Consider the following 15,085-nt stretch of genomic DNA (forward strand, 5'->3'; position numbering starts at 1 on the left):
CGGCGATCCTATATCGTTCTTCCGGGGTGATCTGGGTGTACATGCGCTCCTCGCTTCTTGGCGGTTGGGAGGAGTCGTGAGTGTCCCAGATCGCCCCACCCTCGGGAGGTGGGGGTGTTGCACTTAGTATCTGAATCCGCGCCGTCGAACAAGCGCATCGAGCGGACGCCGCGAGCGCTATCCTGATGAGAGCGCCGGAGCGCCGCTCATGCACAACACGTTCGACGGACCGGGGGGGCTCTTTGCGATTCAAAGCGGCGACGCTCGCGGGTGTCGCGCTTATCACGGTCACGCTGATGGGTTGTGCGCCGCCCTCACGCGCTGGCGTCAACACGATCAAGCCCGACGTACGGTCAGGCTACCGGCTTGCCGTGAGCCCATGGCCCTGTGCCGAACACGACGCACAGCACACCTCGCGCACGAGGTTGGTCTTGCCAAGTACCGCGCCGGTGCTTCGATGGAGTTCCCAGAAGGCGAACGAGCCTGAGCCTGCGATCGCACCCGATGGGACCCTCTACATGTCCGGGTTCGACTCACGAACGCTTGCGATTGACGGTGGCACGGGTCGCGTGAAATGGGAGACGGCCGTCGAGAGCGCATGGGTACCCACCGTGTTGGCCAACGGCAACATAGTCATCTCGTCGGCAGAGGCCGTCCTCATTGACCAGCAGGCCGCAGTGACCATGACAGATTCTTCAGGTCGAAAGCTCTGGCACGTCAGGTTCGGTAAGCCGGTCTTCAAGCCTGAGGAGGGTCTTGGAGTAAGTTCCCCGACGATCGGCGCCGACGGCACGATCTACGTCGCCATCGACAGCCAGGGACTCTTCGCTCTTGATCCGGTCGACGGGCGCGTGCTGTGGACGTTTGCCGCTTCGAACCAACTTGCACAACCGACCCTCGGTCAGGACGGCACGATCTACGAACTCGAGGACTCTGCCGGGCTGGCGGCGCTTCGGCCCGATGGTTCAGTCCGGTGGCGGGTGAAGAGCGAAGCCTGGCCGCTCACTCCGCTGGCCGTCGGGCCCGACGGGACGGTCTACGTCCAGGAGCCGGATGCCCTTCGGGCGATCACCCCGGACGGACGCGATCGATGGCGTTTGAAGCTCGGCGTCCAAGGCGCTCTGGGCATTGGGAGTGATGGCACAGTCTACGCGCCTGATCCCGGCAACCGACTGACCGCGGTCTCGCCCGAAGGACGCGTGCGGTGGGTCGTCAAGCATGGCTCGCACGCCGCCTTGGTCGATGGAGCCGGTCGCGTCATGATCCAGGACGGTGGCACGCTTCACGTGTTCAAGCCCGACGGCTCCCAGCTTTGGCAAGCGGACGTCGGCGAAGGCACGGGGTCGATGCCCGTGGTGGGCCCGGGCGGCACCATCTACATTTGCAATGACGCTGGTCCTGGGTCAGTGAACGCTTGGGGCGGCGCCCGGAAGTAGCCCTTCGGGTGAGCAGGCCGTCCGTCGAACAAGCGCGTCGAGCGGACGCCGCGAGCGCTATCGTGATGTCAGCGCCGGAGCGCCGCTCATGCGCAACACGTTGGAGAGTGATCGGCGCGCGCCTAGTCCTCGATGAGGCCCTGCAGGGTGCCCTGCTGCCGCATCTTCTCCACGCTCTCAAGCATCCTTTTGACCAGTTCAGGGTCAGTCGGCTCCCAGTCGACCTCAGCGATGACTCGAAGCGGATGGACACTCCGATACGACTTGGTCGGATTGCCAGGGAAGCGCTTGTTCGTGACGTTCGGGTCGTCCTCGAAGGAGCCCGTAGGCTCAACCAGGTAGACATGCCCCGGAGGCTCGACCCCGGTCAGCGCCACGGCAAGCTCCGCCGCGAGGCCCGCTGCCGGGGCAGGCAGTGCCGTGAAGTAGATGTTGTTGGATATCCTCCCCTTCTGGAAGTTGGACTCGAAGCCGGGGCTGAGCAGGGTACCAGCCTCAAGCGCCGCCGCGGTGCCGTGGTAGAAGGGTCCCCTGACGTGCTCGCAGCTCTCGTACGTACAGGGCGTCCAGTCCAGGTCGGGTCCGATCTCCATCGGCAGGTCGCTCCTTGGTCGCAACGAGTTCTTCTTTGGCTATACCACCCCCGGCAATCGTAGGTGGCATCTCTCTGACAAGAGTACCGAGCGTCATGATCGTGTCGGGGCCCACGCCGAACCGCGGCGCGAGAACCCCGCTTGATAGCAGCGATCCTGCGCTGAGTTCGGGGCGTCTACTTGAGCGGTGATTCGGTGTGCACCCTTTAGTTAATTCTTCGTTCAAACCGCGCTTACTGATCCTTCGGGGGCGGATAATGAAGGCCTTCACGCACCGACGACTCGTGGGCGAAGCGATGGTTGCAGGCCGAAGAGGGCTCGCAGGTCCTCGCTGAGAGTCGTGTTCATCGGAACTGAGGACGTTCGTGTCGGCAGGGCAAGTGAGCTGGGGCCCGTCTCGGCGGTCGAGACTCCCAACTGCTCCTCGGTTGCGGGCGCGACACAGGCCATCGTCTCGAGCGGGGCTGCGGGGGCTCGACACCCCGAAGATGCGCGCCGGTAGTCAGGGGAGGAACCACGGAGAACACCGAAATCGTCAACGCCGCTTCAGCCGATTCGTTTGACGAACTTGAGCGAGGAGTACGTGCGGCGCTGGGGACCTACTCCAATGTCCATCGAGGCAGCGGGCACAACTCGCTCGTCTCCACGCACTTGTTCGAACAAGCCCGGGACATCGTCTTGGAGTATCTGGGGCTTAGCAAGGACGGGTACGTAGTCATCTTCTGTACGCTGCGAGCGGCCGATGCGCTGGAGAAGCACCTTGCGCCCGGAAGTCATCGGTGTGTATCAAGCCAGGATATCGGCCTGCCGATCGGTGTGAGGGCGCTTGCGGTCAAGCGAACCGCGCTGCGCAAGGCCATCCCCCTCGAGACCGGCGGAGGGACTGCCCGCCTTGTGTCTGCAGGCTGGGTCATCTGGGCTCCTGCGCCGGCGAGGTTCGAGCCCGGAACGCCCGCGATCGTCAATGTCATCGCTTTCGCAAAGGCGCTTCAGCTGGTTCGGTCTAAAGGGGAGGACGCTTTTCGAGCGGCTGCCGCCGACGCGACGACCGCGGACTGTATCGTTCGGCATGACGTTTTAGATGGCTACTCCGGCCGGGAGCTGCTGGGTGAGCTCAGACGCACTCTGATCGGTCGCGACGTCAGCGTCCCGACCGAGCAGGGCGCGCGGCCCTACGTAAACCTGGACAACGGCGCCAGCACTCCAACGTTCGAGCCGATGTGGAGCGCGGTGTGTCAGACGTGGCGCCAGCCGCAGAACGTGCAACGAGCCCTCATCCCGGCGGTTCGGTCGGTCGTCGCCGATGTCTTGGGCGCGCCCCTCTCGGCCTATGACGTGATCTTCGTGTCCAACACCACAGAGGCCATCAACCTCGTGGCCGAAAGCCTGCGCAACGAGTCCGAGCCTGGTGTCGAAGCGGTCGTCATCAACACGCTCCTTGAGCACAACTCCAACGAACTGCCTTGGCGAACGATCTCCGGCGCCTCGCCGATCCGACTTTCAATCGACGCCGAGGGCTTCATCGACCCCAGCGAGCTGGACACGATCCTGTCCGAGTACAACGAGCGTGGCCAGCACGGAGGGCAACGCGTCAGGCTCGTCGCGGTTAGCGGGGCCTCCAACGTACTGGGCACGTGCAACGACATGGATGAGATCGTCCGAATCGCCCATCGGTACGGTGCGCGGGTGTTGGTGGACGGGGCACAGCTGGTTGCTCATCGCAGGGTCGACATCGAGCGCTCGGGAATCGACTTCTTCGCCTTTTCTGCGCACAAGGCCTACGCACCCTTCGGAGCTGGCGCGCTGGTGGCCAGGAAGGGACTTCTCGGTTTCAGCCCAGCCGATCTCGAGGTGATCCGATCCTCAGGCGAGGAGAACGCGGTGGGAATCGCGGCGCTGGGCAAGGCCCTATTCCTCTTGCATCGGATAGGCTTTGACGTGATCCAAGACGAGGAGCGCTTACTCACCGAGCAGGCGCTGCGCGGCATGGCGCAGGTGCCCGGCCTCACAGTCTTTGGGATCAGTGACCCCGACTCGCCCGGACTCGCTGACAAGACCGGCGTTATCCCCTTCAACCTGAAGGGCGTCATCTCCCACACGGTGGCCAGAGAGCTTGCTGAGCGTGTCGGAATAGGCGTGCGCTCCGGTTGCCACTGCGCGCATCTGACCGTCAAGCACTTACTCGCGGTTCGTCCATGGGTGCGGCAGCTTCAGGGCGTGATTGTGGCCCTGCTCCCTCGAGTCGAGCTGCCAGGTGTCGTCCGAGTGAGCCTAGGCATTGAGAACACCGGCGAGGATGTCGACACACTCATCCGAGTTCTGGAAGGAATCGCCACGCAGCGTGGGATCAGCGCTGACGGGAGTTCCGCTTCTGTGCCCGATGCGATGCCGGCCACATCCCAACAAGATGTCCGAAAGCAGATGGACGATTCCGCCGAGGCCGCAGCGCAGCGGGTCTACGCCCAATCCAGCAGGCACACCGTAACAAGCTGACAGCGCGCGAGGCTGCGCTCGCGTGTCTGCGGGCTCGTGCGCACGGCATGCAAGGAAGAGGGGCACGGACACAGACAGGGGATGGTGCGCGATGGCTTCGGTGCTGGTGGCGTACGCGACGAAGTACGGCTCGACCAAGGAGGTCGCCGAGGCCATCGCCAAGGCGCTAGGTGAGCGGGGCGTAGACGCGGTCGTGAGACCTGCGGGCGAGGTAAGGGACCTCAAGGGCTACTCGGCCGTCGTTCTGGGCACTGCGCTTTACTTCTTCCGGTGGCGCGGCGAGGCGCACCGCTTCATTTCGCGCAATCGATCGGCGCTGAGTGGAGTGCCGGTTGCGGTGTTCGGGCTTGGCCCCATCGAAGACACCCCCGAACAGTTCGAGGCCGCCCGCCAGCACCTCGACAAGGGGCTCGCGAAGCACCGTTGGCTTGCACTCTCGAGCGTTGCGATCTTTGGCGGCCGACTCGATCCGGCCCATCTGCGCTTCCCGGACAACAACCCCGCCTTCCGCCGAATGGCTCCGAGTGACACCCGCGATTGGGACGCGGTGCGGTCGTGGGCACAGGGTCTCATCGGTGCGCTGGGCCTGAAGTCGGGGAGCGAAGCGTAAGCGCCCGTAATTAATCGACGGCCGTCTGACAGTGTCGCTCCTCTTCGCCATCAATCTTCCTCGGTGATTGACACTCCATTGGGTCGCGCAGTATGCTGAGTACGAAAGAACATACTAGTGTGATTGGTGTGATTTGGGTGGAATTCGGCGAGGGTCGCTACTTCTTCGGAACGACCAAGGTCGGAGAGCGCGGGCAGATCGTCATCCCGCGTGAGGCGCGCGACGTCTTCGACATCAACCCCGGGGACTCGCTGCTTGTGCTCGGCGACGAGAAGCGAGGAGGGCTCGCGATCGTGAAGGCTGACCTGATGAAGGAGTTCCTCGGCAAGATGTTCGGCGATACAACCCCGGAAGATCTCGACGACCTGGCATAGGGGAGCACCATGTCTTGCTCAACCACCGGTCAGGCCCGCAGGCGCGTGATGCCGCCAACGTACTTCTTGATCGTGCTCGTGATCGTGATCGGGAGTCGCTTCGTACTCGGCCCACTGGCCTACTCCACGTGGCTCACCCTCGGCCTCGGTGCTGTGCTGATGGCGGCCGGCATCGCACTCAACCTTCTGGCGGACTCGGCGTTTAAGAAGCGCGCGACGCCCGTCAGTCCGGACGCACTCCCCTTGACGTTTGTCGATTCAGGCGTGTTCCGTCTCACTCGCAACCCCATGTACCTGGGTATGGCCCTGATTGCCGCAGGCAGTGCGCTATTGGTCGGGGCGCCCGTGGGCGTACTGGCGGCGCTGGGGTTCGTCGTGATCATGGATCGCATGTTCGTGCCCGGCGAGGAACGGAACTTGGAGTTGGCCTTCGGTGGGTCGTATGTCGGCTACAGGGCCAGGGTGCGGCGCTGGATCTAGTCCTCGGCTGACGCCCGATTTCGAGTCGGGTAGTGGCACACTCAATAGTCCCCCACGCGATTGCGGCCGCGTGCGTGGAGGCGTGGCTCCGGACCCGTCGTCACACTGGGCGATGTCAGGCCTTGACGTGTGCCGAATGGTGGCCCGAAAGCTCTGCGGCTCCTCGCTGCAGGGCGGGCAGCAGCGAGCTTTCGAACAGGAAGGCGCCGACCACAGACGTCGAGACCGGACCACGGGGGCTGACGTCGAAACGGTAACGCCCCTGACCATGGCCCGAGCCACCGAGGTTGAGTTGGACACACAAGTCTCGCTCCGGATTGGCAAGCGTCGCCGTGCGACCCTCTCCGCCGCGTTCGAGCTGCTCGAGCTCCTGTTCGAACCGCCGGAAGTCGGAGCTCTCGATGCATGTTGTGTAGCCGCCTGAGAAGCCTGGGACCGTCACCTCGATGTCCACCCTCCGGGGCCCAGGGCCATGGAGTGACGTGAGCGAACTGATCCTCAGTTCAAGACCATCAGCGAACAGATCCACGAGCGCGACCCTTCTTGTCCGTTTTCGACCCGTCGCTCTTGCCGGTGTCCGACTTGGCTCGAAGCGTCGGAGTGCCGCTCGCGCGCCAGAGCATGAACTCGACGTCCATGGGGCATTCCTTGAACGTCTTTCTCACGGCACGCTCGAAGTCCAAGTACTGATCCCTGGTCAACTTGCTCCAAGGCACGGGCAGCTGGTGGACGAATCCGGCACCAGCGAGCGCCTCTAGAACGACGTTATCCACGGGCAGGTGTGCGAACGGGTACCACGATCCGATCTGCCCGATGTTCTCAAGCTTCAGAGCGTGGGCGCTGAAGAGGTACTTCAATGACATGTTCAGCCACTTCTGAGCGTGGCCGTAGCTCATCTCATCGCCGCCGAATACGCTGATGAGCGCGTCACACGTCTCATCATGCCAGCCATCGAAGGCCGACTCGCCCACGCGCTCGGCCTTCTTGTCAGCTGCGGCCTTGGTAAGGCGTGCCGAGAGTTCAACCGCAGCCGCCTCGACCCTGTCCTGTCGTGCCTCGGGCGAGTCGGCAGTGTGCAGCGTGCGGTTGAAGTCGCGGTAAGCGCGGTCGATATAACGCCGGAAACCCGGCCGCTCAGTTCCGAAGTACACGACTGCTAGGTATCGTTTGAAATCCTTGGGCCGCATCTTCGTGTCCACGAGGTCCTCCTTCAAGGTGCCGAGCCGCTTCGAAAGGTGCCTACCACGAGTTCATCGGCCCATGAGGTTTCTCTGCCCGACGCGACCGTGACCCACACCGGCTATCTTTCCGGTCATTCTCGTCGAGACGGGCGAGCCCACGGAATGCGGTCAAGAGCGTTCGCGGGCGGCGACCGGTCACAACTTTGTGAACTTCGACCTTCTCCCGTCAGTCTCGCCATAACGCGGGGTAGGGTCAAACCGCCACGCGGGTGCGACAGGCAGGAGACATCAAGATGCAAGTGCTCATCGAACGCAAAGCCCTTGAGCTGACATTTCGGACCCTTCTGAGTTGCCAGTGCCCCGTGACCGCCGATGAAGAACGCGGGGTCTTCGGGCTTCTCTCGAGCACGGGTTCCGACGAGACGCTCGACTACGCTCTGGTGCTGGCACAGTTCAAACCGAACGCCAACACGGTGTTTCGCCGGCTCGCGGACTTCGCGGTGTGGATGGCCCCGCCCGCGTCTGAGGAGTTCACGATCACCACCGACCACGTCATCCGCCACTTCGCCTCGTCGTATCACTGGAACCATGTCGTCGCTGACGGCACGACGGGCGCCTACAAGAAGGTGCTGTCTGTGCCTCGGTGGTTCTTGGGACACATGCTGCTTCCCGTGCGTATCACCCATGTGCACACAGACGGCGTCACGGCCGTCTACGAGTACGTGGCCTGAGACGAGGCGCCGTTCCCGCTGACGGGGGAGATGCATCGAGCAATCGAGTTGAAACAGCTGTTCGCACCGGATGCGTATCAGGTGAAGGTCGGGGAGACGTGGGCGGTTCACCTTGCCGCTCTGCTCGACCGCATCACCCCCGAACAAGAGCAGCTCGCAAGGATGCTCACCGAGTCCAATCCGGTCCTCGTCCAGTTCCGTGATGACGTCGACATGATCGACTACAAGAACTTCGAACGCCACGGTGACTACAGCGCTCTGTGTCAGAAGAGGTACGCGACGTACTTCGGATAGGACGCAGTTCGTCGACGGCGAGGGACGCGAGATTCTCGATTCACGAGTCTCGATTGTCGGCGGTTCCGCCACGGAATCGGATGCGTCGCGGCCGAGCGAAGAGGCGAACTGTCAGCCCAATGGAAAGTTGTGACATGTAGCAACGTGTGTAGCAACGCGGCCGAATCCGCTGGGGTTCGCAGTGATTCGCCAATGACGACACGGGCCCATGACCTGCCGAAATCCGACACCAGCGAACACCGGCGGTCAGCACGGCGTTCCTTTACACGGAAGAGGTCGGGGGTTCGAATCCCTCATCGCCCACCACAAAACCGCAGGTCAGAGGCACAATCGGGACTGGCCATCGGTGACGCCGTACACCCGTGAAAGGCCCGAATGTAGCAACGCGAATTCGGCGCCATCTCGCGTGTCGGACGGCGAGACCGCAAGCCTCTGAGCTGCGGAAACGCGAAATGCGCGTGCGTCGTCTAGCCACGAGGCGCGATCTCCACAGAAGAAGTCATCATGCGCGAGCGCGTCGCCTAGAGCTGGCGCTCGACGAGGATCGCCGACGAGCTCAAGTGCCCACACGGTAGACGCTCCGCCTCCTCCTCGCCTTCGGCGTTATGAAGTCTTCACGCGAGGGGTCCTCACATTCACAGCCGATTCACAACGGCCCGCGTAACATGAGACTTCAGTGCTGAGCCGAGATGGCACTTGGGCTCGGTCGGTCGTTTGGTCGGAAGGAAGTGATCGGCGCGATGCGCAGCATGCGCGGAGTCCTTCGTGCATTCGCCGCCTCGCCCGGTGGGGGCTACGTGATTTCGGCGGCCGCAGTCGGGGTTGCGACTCCGGTGCTGCTCGCCTTCCGTGGTCCATTCGGCAAGGATGTCGTTGCGCTCCTGTACGTGCCGGTGATCATCGTCTCGGCTGGACTCGTCGGTCGCCGCGGGTGGTGGTTCACTCCGGTTATCGCGTTCCTCGCCCTGAACTTCTTCTTCACCGTGCCCTACTACACGTTCTACGTGTACGACCGGCACGACTGGCTGCTGCTCGGGATCTTTCTCGTGGTCGGTTTGGTCTCGAGCCTTGAGGTCGGCCGTTTGCACCAGCGCACGCGCGAGGCATCCGGTCGGCTGCACGATTTGCTCGTGCTCAACCGGCTGAGTCGGGACTTGGTGTCGTTGCCGTCGCGAGAAGAGTTGGCGCGAGTGATTGCCAACGCAGTCGAAGACTCTGTCGACAGAGTCCTGTTGATGATCTCGGATCCCGAGGCGCGCCCAGGTCTGCGTCCTGTCGCAGGCGTGGCGTCCAAGTCTGAGGTAGACGTCGCGTCTTGGGTCTCGGCCAACAGCAAGGCCGTGGGGCTTCCCCCGTCCACAAGCGCTGCACGCGCATCCGAACCCTGGCCCGTATCGGTGGAGTGGCCGAAGGGGATGCCTGGCCCTCGGTGCGGCATATACCTGCCGCTGCAATCCTCTCTGGGCCGCGCGCAAGGAGTGCTCTTGTTCGAGACGCCTGCGACCCGCCCGCCGACTATCGACCAAATGCGCTTGTTCGTTTCGGTGGCCAACCTGACGGCCACCTTCCTCGAACGTCATCAACTTCAGGACAAAGCCGTGGCGCTGGCAAGCCTCAAGGAGGCCGACAAGTTGAAGTCGGGCTTCATCGCGGCAATCTCACACGACATCAAGACTCCGCTCGCGGCGGCCAAGGCGCGGTTGACGGGGCTGCTCGAAGACGACGTTCCATGCGATGACCAGCTCCAAAAAGAGGAGCTGCTCGCGGTGGAGGCCAATCTCGATCGTCTCGATGTGACGATCGGCGACCTGCTAGACCTCTCGCGCCTGGAGAATGACGCGTGGCGCCCGCAGCTCGAGCGCCAGGAACTCGGCGAGATCCTGTCGACGATGCTCTCGCACCTCCCCGCCGCGTCCGAGCCGCGAGTCCGTGTCACGCTTCCGGCTGCCGCGGTGATCGTGAACGCCGACTTCAGACAGATGGAGCGCGCCGTGCGCAACGTCGTTGAGAACGCGCTCAAGTACAGCGACGACGTGGTGCTCGTCGTAGTCGAGACCGGAGACCAGGCCGTGACGATAAGTGTCGAGGATCTTGGACCCGGGATCCCGCCCTTCGAGCGCGAGCGGGTGTTCGAGCCCTTCTTCCGGGGCTCGGCCACGGGGCGCGCAGCTTCGGGAACCGGTCTCGGGCTGGCCATAACCCGAGAGATCGTTGCAGCCCACGGCGGCAGCGTCCGCATCGAAGATTCAGCGCCCCTAGGGGCGATGTTCGTGATCTCGCTCCCAAGTGAACAGGAGTCGTGACATGGGTACTCCCGAGCGCCCCGTTCGCGTGCTCGTCATCGACGATGAGGAAGAGATCAGACGGGCACTGAAGTCCGTGCTCACAGTTCGCAAGTTCGATGTGACGCTCGCGGTCGATGGAGGCACCGGGCTCGACGCCGCCATCGATTGCTCGCCGGATCTTGTGATCCTCGATCTCTCCCTTCCCGACATGGACGGCCTCGATGTCTGCCGCGAGCTGCGCAACTGGCTGAAGGCGCCGATCCTCGTGCTGTCAGTGCGCGGCGATGACGCCGACAAGATCGCGGCACTCGATCTCGGCGCCGACGACTATCTCACCAAGCCGTTCTCCGCAGGCGAGTTGCTCGCGCGCGTTCGCGCTCTCCTGCGCAGAGCCGGACACGGCGAGCCGGCGTCGCCGGTGATTGAGGCCGGCGATATCCGCATCGATGTATCGACCCGCACGGTTGCCGTGCGAGGGCAGGAGGTCGTGCTGACGCGGACCGAGTTCGACATCCTGCACTTCCTCGCGGAACACATGGACACGATCGTTACGTCCCGGATGCTCTTGCAGACGGTCTGGGGACCTTGGTACGTGGGCGACACGCAGACCCTGCGTGCTCACATCAGCCACCTTCGCAAGAAGATCGAAGTCGATCCCGCGTTGCCGAAGCACATCATCACCGAGCCGGGTGTCGGCTTCCGCCTTTCCACGCGCTAGAAGGCCGCGGGCCCGTCCAAAGATTCACGCAGAATTCACGCGAAGGGCCGCGTGATTCGTGCTCCCTTCATGCGCCCCGGCCTAGCATCCCTCCTGTCGCCAACACAGGCGCTCGTTTCCCCGAGCGACAACTGTGGTTCCCCAGCCAGGAGGGAGTATTCGCATGCTCGACCTCATCTTCGTCGGAGGTTGTCTCGCCTTCTTCGCAATCTGCGCCGTGCTCGTCCGCTTCTTCGAGCACATCTAGGGAGGTCTTCCGCGATGACTATCGAGTACATCGTCACGGGCGTTTTGGGCGCTGGAGTTCTGGTCTACCTGACGTTCGCCCTCATCTATCCCGAGAAGTTCTAGAGCCAAGAGGAGAGAACACCGATGTCATGGATTGATATCGTCCAGGTCGTCGTGCTCGTGGGCCTCCTTGCGCTTCTCACGAAGCCGCTGGGTGTCTACATGGCGCACGTGTTCCAGGGCGAGCGCACCTTTGCAGATCCGGTCATCAAGCCCGTGGAACACCTCATCTACCGACTGACAAGGGTGGACGAGACTGGCGAGATGGCGTGGACCAGCTATGCGCTGGCCATGCTCGCGTTCAGTCTGATGGGCTTCCTGATCCTCTACGCACAACTCCGGCTTCAGGGATACCTGCCGCTGAACCCCCGGGGAATCGCCGGGATGTCGCCTGACTTGGCTTTCAACACCGCAGTCAGCTTCCTCACCAACACAAACTGGCAGAACTATGCCGGCGAGGCCGCCGTCACGAACCTGTCTCAGATGGCCGGTCTGACCATCCAGAACTTCCTGTCCGCGGCTGTTGGGCTCGCCGTTGCCGTGGCGTTCGTCCGTGCTCTAGTGCGCAAGGAGACCAAGGAACTCGGCAACTTCTGGGTCGACGTCACGCGCAGCTGGCTTTACATCCTGTTGCCGATATCGATCATCGGCGGGGTCTTCTTCGCTTCGCAGGGTGTTGTGCAGACGCTATCTGCGAGCACCACGGTGCACACGATCGAGGGTGCATCGCAGCTCATCCCGCTCGGCCCCGTCGCTTCCCAGGAAGCAATCAAGGAGCTCGGCACCAACGGCGGCGGGTTCTTCAATGCGAACTCCGCACATCCCTTCGAGAACCCGAACCCGCTGACGAACTTCGTGGAGCTCTTCCTGGTGCTGCTCGTGCCCGCCGCCGGAACGTACATGTTCGGACGGATGGTGGGCGACCAGCGACAGGGCTGGGTCCTCTTCATCGCGATGCTGCTGCTGTTCCTCGCCTCTGTCGGGGTCTCCTACAGCTCGGAGCGCGCGGGCAACCCCAATCTCGCCAAGGCCGGTGCGTTCACGACGGCCACGACCACTCAAGACGGGGGCAACCAGGAGGGCAAGGAGATCCGCTTCGGCACGATGGGCTCGGTCCTCTTCAACACCTCAACGACGGTCACGTCCGCCGGTGCCGTCAACTCGATGATCGACAGCTTCACGCCGCTGGCCGGCGGGATGGCGATGCTCAACATCATGCTGGGCGAGGTCATCTTCGGAGGGGTGGGGGCAGGCCTGTTCACGATCCTGATCTTCGTGATCCTGGCCGTGTTCATTGCCGGACTCATGGTCGGCAGAACGCCCGAATACCTCGGTAAGAAGATCGGCGCCAAAGAGATGAAGCTCTCGATGCTCGCGATCCTCGCGATGAACGCGACCACGCTCGGTATGGCGGCGATCTCCATCGCCCTGCCGTCAGGCCTCGCGGGAGTGCTCAACTCGGGTCCGCACGGCCTGAGCGAGATCCTCTACTACTTCGTCTCTGCGATTGGCAGCAACGGCTCGGCATTCGGCGGCCTGACCGGCAACACGCTGTTCTACAACAGCATCGGCGCCGTGACCATGCTCATCGGGCGCTACTTCCTCCTCGTCCCCGTGCTCGCAATCGCCGGGTCACTCGTGGTCAAGAAGCAGGTCCCGGAGTCTGCCGGAACATTCCCCACCACCGGTCCACTGTTCGTGGGGCTGCTCATTGGCGTCATCGTCATCATCGCCGGGCTGACGTACTTCCCAGTGCTTGCCGTGGGATCGATCGTCGAGCACTTCCTCATGCATGCCGGACAGCTATTCTAGGAGGGTTGAACACCACATGACCGATATCACGCAGATGATCGGTGACCCCGATCCCGAACTGGCACCCGGGCCGATTCAGCCCGAGCACTCGAAGAAGAGCCCGTCCGTCTCCCAACGCGACATGATCGTGCAGGCATGTGTCGAGTCACTCCGCAAGCTCGACCCACGTACGCTGTACCTGAACCCCGTCATGTTCGTGGTCGAGATCGGCAGCGTCGTCTCCACGTACTACGTGTTCCAGGTCCTCGTCAGGGGAACGGGCAATCTCGCCTTCATCGGCGGCATCGCGTTCTGGCTGTGGTTCACAGTCCTCTTCGCGAACTTCGCCGAGGCGATGGCGGAAAGCCGCGGCAAAGCGCAGGCCGACACGCTTCGCCACATGACCACCGACACGACGGCGAACCGCCAGACGGCAGACGGAAGCACCGAGACGGTGGCCGCCTCAGAGCTCAGGCGTGGCGACGTCGTCGTCGTCGTGGCAGGTGAAGTCATCCCGGGCGATGGCGACGTGATCGAGGGGATCGCCTCGATCGACGAGTCGGCCATCACGGGCGAGTCCGCACCTGTCATCCGCGAAAGCGGCGGAGACCGCTCGGCCGTCACCGGCGGTACGCGCGTGCTCTCCGACCAGATTCGGGTGCAGATCACTTCCAACCCCGGTGAGACATTCCTCGATCGCATGATCGAGCTCGTGGAGGGCGCCAGCCGCCAGAAGACCCCGAACGAGATCGCGCTGGCCATCCTGCTCATCGGGCTGACGATGATCTTCGTGGTCGTGTGCATGACGCTCGAGCCGTTCGCCATCTACTCCGGAAGCGCCGTGCAGATCGCAGTGCTGATCGGACTGCTCGTCTGCCTCATGCCGACTACCATCGGCGGACTGCTCTCCGCGATCGGCATCGCGGGCATGGACCGCCTCGTGCGCCACAACGTGCTTGCCATGTCGGGTCGCGCCGTCGAGGCGGCCGGCGACGTCAATACGTTGCTGCTCGACAAGACGGGGACGATCACGCTTGGCAACCGTCAGGCCGTCGCATTCCTGCCGGTGCCGGGTGTCGAGGAGAAGGATCTCGCCGACGCGGCGCAGCTCGCCTCGTTCTCAGACGAGACGCCAGAAGGCCGGTCGATCGTGGTCCTCGCCAAGCAGTACGATATTCGCGAGCGGCATCTCGACGAGGCGACGACGACCTTCATCCCGTTCACGGCACAGACGCGCATGAGCGGTGTCGACATCGGGGCAGAACGGATCCGAAAAGGCGCTGGCGACGCGGTCGTCAGCTGGGTCGAGTCTCTTGGCGGCAAGGCTTCAGCCGAACTCGACGCGCTAGTTCGAAGCGTCTCCGAGCAGGGCGGAACGCCCTTGGTGGTCTCGCGTGATAGCCAGGCACTCGGCGTAATCCACCTGAAAGACATCGTGAAAGGCGGCATTCGCGAGCGCTTCGATCAGCTGCGCGCGATGGGTATCCGGACCGTCATGATCACGGGCGACAATCCAGTGACCGCCTCGGTCATCGCCAGAGAAGCCGGCGTAGACGACTTCCTGGCCGAAGCGACGCCGGAGGCCAAGCTGCATCTCATCCGTCAGGAGCAGGCGAGCGGCAAGCTCGTTGCCATGGCAGGCGACGGCACGAACGACGCCCCGGCGCTCGCGCAGGCCGATGTGGGGGTGGCCATGAACACAGGCACCACCGCGGCCAAAGAGGCCGGCAACATGGTCGATCTGGACTCCAACCCCACCAAGCTCATCGAGGTCGTTGAGATCGGCAAGCAGCTCTTGATCACGCGCGCCG

Annotated in this window: 15 protein-coding genes; 12 read left to right on the forward strand and 3 right to left on the reverse strand. The window is 63.3% G+C overall.

The features are described from left to right. The first annotated feature begins 242 nt into the window (after nt 1–242). Nucleotides 243–1,436: a PQQ-binding-like beta-propeller repeat protein gene (locus P4L93_02425; GenBank protein MDR3685802.1), complete on the forward strand. Its 1,194-nt coding sequence runs from the start codon at nt 243–245 to the stop codon at nt 1,434–1,436. A gap of 122 nt (nt 1,437–1,558) precedes the next feature. Here P4L93_02425 and arr read toward each other — a convergent pair whose 3' ends face one another. Further along, on the reverse strand, nt 1,559–2,029 hold the full coding sequence (gene arr, locus P4L93_02430) for an NAD(+)--rifampin ADP-ribosyltransferase (protein MDR3685803.1): 471 nt from the start codon (nt 2,027–2,029) through the stop codon (nt 1,559–1,561). A gap of 678 nt (nt 2,030–2,707) precedes the next feature. Between arr and P4L93_02435 the strand changes: the two genes are divergently transcribed. The 4 genes from P4L93_02435 to P4L93_02450 all read left to right on the forward strand — a co-directional run bounded on the left by P4L93_02435 (nt 2,708) and on the right by P4L93_02450 (nt 5,986). Beyond that, on the forward strand, nt 2,708–4,522 hold the full coding sequence (locus P4L93_02435) for an aminotransferase class V-fold PLP-dependent enzyme (protein MDR3685804.1): 1,815 nt from the start codon (nt 2,708–2,710) through the stop codon (nt 4,520–4,522). A 91-nt stretch (nt 4,523–4,613) separates the two neighbouring features. Further along, a complete protein-coding gene (locus P4L93_02440) occupies nt 4,614–5,132 on the forward strand; it encodes a flavodoxin domain-containing protein (protein MDR3685805.1) in 519 nt (172 codons plus the stop codon). Between the two features lie 137 nt (nt 5,133–5,269). Further along, entirely contained in the window at nt 5,270–5,506 is a 237-nt protein-coding gene (locus P4L93_02445; protein MDR3685806.1) for an AbrB/MazE/SpoVT family DNA-binding domain-containing protein, read from the forward strand. A 9-nt stretch (nt 5,507–5,515) separates the two neighbouring features. After that, nucleotides 5,516–5,986, forward strand: coding sequence for an isoprenylcysteine carboxylmethyltransferase family protein (locus P4L93_02450; protein ID MDR3685807.1), 471 nt, complete (start codon nt 5,516–5,518; stop codon nt 5,984–5,986). Between the two features lie 115 nt (nt 5,987–6,101). On the opposite strand, the gene P4L93_02455 is transcribed toward P4L93_02450, so the two are convergent. Beyond that, entirely contained in the window at nt 6,102–6,440 is a 339-nt protein-coding gene (locus P4L93_02455; protein ID MDR3685808.1) for a hypothetical protein, read from the reverse strand. Between the two features lie 58 nt (nt 6,441–6,498). Next, nucleotides 6,499–7,185, reverse strand: coding sequence for a hypothetical protein (locus P4L93_02460; protein MDR3685809.1), 687 nt, complete (start codon nt 7,183–7,185; stop codon nt 6,499–6,501). Between the two features lie 275 nt (nt 7,186–7,460). On the opposite strand from P4L93_02460, the gene P4L93_02465 reads away from it, so the two are divergent. From P4L93_02465 to kdpB, 7 genes are all read left to right on the forward strand, one after another. Continuing rightward, nucleotides 7,461–7,898 (forward strand): hypothetical protein, encoded by a 438-nt coding sequence (locus P4L93_02465; protein ID MDR3685810.1) that lies wholly within the window; start codon nt 7,461–7,463, stop codon nt 7,896–7,898. 30 nt (nt 7,899–7,928) lie between these two features. After that, nucleotides 7,929–8,192: a hypothetical protein gene (locus P4L93_02470; GenBank protein ID MDR3685811.1), complete on the forward strand. Its 264-nt coding sequence runs from the start codon at nt 7,929–7,931 to the stop codon at nt 8,190–8,192. Between the two features lie 740 nt (nt 8,193–8,932). Further along, a complete protein-coding gene (locus P4L93_02475; protein MDR3685812.1) occupies nt 8,933–10,495 on the forward strand; it encodes an ATP-binding protein in 1,563 nt (520 codons plus the stop codon). 1 nt (nt 10,496) lies between these two features. Continuing rightward, entirely contained in the window at nt 10,497–11,195 is a 699-nt protein-coding gene (locus P4L93_02480; protein MDR3685813.1) for a response regulator transcription factor, read from the forward strand. A gap of 261 nt (nt 11,196–11,456) precedes the next feature. Further along, nucleotides 11,457–11,546 carry a potassium-transporting ATPase subunit F gene (locus P4L93_02485; protein ID MDR3685814.1) on the forward strand — a complete coding sequence of 30 codons (90 nt, stop codon included), beginning with the start codon at nt 11,457–11,459 and terminating at the stop codon, nt 11,544–11,546. A gap of 21 nt (nt 11,547–11,567) precedes the next feature. Continuing rightward, on the forward strand, nt 11,568–13,295 hold the full coding sequence (kdpA, locus tag P4L93_02490; GenBank protein MDR3685815.1) for a potassium-transporting ATPase subunit KdpA: 1,728 nt from the start codon (nt 11,568–11,570) through the stop codon (nt 13,293–13,295). Between the two features lie 121 nt (nt 13,296–13,416). After that, nucleotides 13,417–15,085, forward strand: a 1,669-nt coding sequence (gene kdpB / locus P4L93_02495) for a potassium-transporting ATPase subunit KdpB (GenBank protein MDR3685816.1), incomplete at its 3' end; no start/stop codon positions are given.

The sequence above is a fragment of the Coriobacteriia bacterium genome (assembly GCA_031292615.1).
GTDB lineage: Bacteria > Actinomycetota > Coriobacteriia > Anaerosomatales > JAAXUF01 > JARLGT01.

Coding starts and splice junctions, on each gene's coding strand:
- arr (MDR3685803.1), bottom strand. CDS start 2,029: ATGGAGATCGGACCCGACCTGGACTGGACGCCCTGTACGTACGAGAGC.
- P4L93_02440 (MDR3685805.1), top strand. CDS start 4,614: ATGGCTTCGGTGCTGGTGGCGTACGCGACGAAGTACGGCTCGACCAAG.
- P4L93_02450 (MDR3685807.1), top strand. CDS start 5,516: ATGTCTTGCTCAACCACCGGTCAGGCCCGCAGGCGCGTGATGCCGCCA.
- P4L93_02465 (MDR3685810.1), top strand. CDS start 7,461: ATGCAAGTGCTCATCGAACGCAAAGCCCTTGAGCTGACATTTCGGACC.
- P4L93_02470 (MDR3685811.1), top strand. CDS start 7,929: ATGCATCGAGCAATCGAGTTGAAACAGCTGTTCGCACCGGATGCGTAT.
- P4L93_02475 (MDR3685812.1), top strand. CDS start 8,933: ATGCGCAGCATGCGCGGAGTCCTTCGTGCATTCGCCGCCTCGCCCGGT.
- P4L93_02480 (MDR3685813.1), top strand. CDS start 10,497: ATGGGTACTCCCGAGCGCCCCGTTCGCGTGCTCGTCATCGACGATGAG.
- P4L93_02485 (MDR3685814.1), top strand. CDS start 11,457: ATGACTATCGAGTACATCGTCACGGGCGTTTTGGGCGCTGGAGTTCTG.
- kdpA (MDR3685815.1), top strand. CDS start 11,568: ATGTCATGGATTGATATCGTCCAGGTCGTCGTGCTCGTGGGCCTCCTT.